Source organism: Enterococcus sp. AZ020 (assembly GCF_050499205.1).
Classification (GTDB): Bacteria; Bacillota; Bacilli; order Lactobacillales; family Enterococcaceae; genus Enterococcus_L; species Enterococcus_L dunnyi.
On the sequence record NZ_JBIPAT010000009.1, the window covers coordinates 1 to 1404 of the forward strand.

Annotated in this window: 4 protein-coding genes; all 4 read left to right on the forward strand. The window is 38.4% G+C overall.

Annotation, left to right across the window (positions count from 1 at the left end; genetic code table 11):
• Nucleotides 1–240: hypothetical protein (locus IGI58_RS18145; RefSeq protein ID WP_429955504.1), on the forward strand; the 240-nt coding region annotated here is incomplete at its 5' end.
• On the forward strand, nucleotides 237–611 hold the full coding sequence (locus IGI58_RS18150; protein WP_429955506.1) for a DUF6093 family protein: 375 nt from the start codon (nucleotides 237–239) through the stop codon (nucleotides 609–611). The genes IGI58_RS18145 and IGI58_RS18150, both read left to right, overlap by 4 nt.
• Nucleotides 604–1047 (forward strand): HK97 gp10 family phage protein, encoded by a 444-nt coding sequence (locus IGI58_RS18155; protein ID WP_429955508.1) that lies wholly within the window; start codon nucleotides 604–606, stop codon nucleotides 1045–1047. Before IGI58_RS18150 ends, IGI58_RS18155 begins: the two co-directional genes overlap by 8 nt.
• A gap of 6 nt (nucleotides 1048–1053) precedes the next feature.
• Nucleotides 1054–1404 (forward strand): phage tail terminator family protein (locus tag IGI58_RS18160; protein ID WP_429955511.1); only part of this gene is annotated, 351 nt, incomplete at its 3' end.

The following is a 1404-nucleotide window of genomic DNA, read 5'->3' on the forward strand; positions in this document are numbered from 1 at the left end:
ATTGAATCCTTCAATACTTGTGGGAAGGGAATCGACTGGGAGAAGCTCTCTGATCTCGTTTCTGAGGTTTTATATCAGGCGATGAAGAACGAATCAGAAAAAACTATTACTGCTGTAAAACGCGGTGATACGTCCATAAGCTATGCTAACACCTCGCAAGCTGTGCGCCAACTATTAGATGGTTATGCAGCCATGATCAATCGACTCATTGGTTGTAATAGCGGGGTGATGTTCTTTTGAACGAAGCTGAAATTTTAGCGATGACATATACAGATACATGTACAATCGAGCGCTATGATGATCATGAAGATCCTGAAACAGGAGTAACAGAACAATCTTATCAAGTTGTTAGCGAGGATCTTCCTTGTGCTTTATCTCAGAGTGGGCTTGGTAGTTCAGGCAATTTAGCTGTTGTAGAAAATACTGGAATGGTTAATGTTACCTATGAAGAACAAAAGCTGTTTCTCGTGCCTACGGTAGACATTAGAAAAGGAGATCGAATTCAGATCACTCAATCAACTGGACAGCAGCACACACTATTTGCGAAGAAGCCTTTTTCATATCCTAGCCATTTAGAAGTTAACTTGTCAGGAAGTGAAATAGATGAGTAAGCCGGGGTACAGCACACACTCAAATGCTAAAAAAGTAATTGAAAACTTTAAGAAGATGACTCCTTTAGCTGAAGCTCAGGGGATTATGCTAGTAAATGATTCGTTGGCTAAGATTTATCAGTTAATCGTACCTTTAACACCACTAAAAACTGGCGATTTACGCCGCGGTTATCGAATTGTTAAAGCTAGGAAATTATCGAGTGGGCGTATTGTTGGCGCATTGATTAACAATGAAAAATATTTTAAATATGTAAATGATGGTCATAAGGTTAGGAAAAGAACCGTTTCCAAAAAAGGAAGATATGGTTTGACAAGAAAAACAAACGGATTTGTCAAAGGGCGATTTATGCTGCAAAAAGCTCAAAACCTCGCACATATGACTTACATTCCACGTCGTTTCAAACAGATGGCCATTGTTATTGCTAAGAAAGGATAGTTGTCAATGTACGATAGAATTTTGTCTACTATAACTGGAATTCTAAAGCAGATAAAACCTGATGGCACTATCTATTTAGATTCAGTGATGCAATCGAAACAGCCCCTTTATTTTGTTCTCAGTATTGAAGAAGGTGGCACAGAAAACGTGGGTATCACGGTTCAAAATGCTTCGTTTCTAGTTGACATTGCGATTGTAGACAACAAAGAGAATAAAAAACTAGTAAGGGACCTCACAGCTCAGTGCGGTTCTTTTTTTAATGTGTTAGATATCGATGGAAATCAACTCTTTCCAGAGAATTATCTACCTTATAAATCTGATGGAGTGCAGCATGTTAGTTTTACTATTGCATTTCCG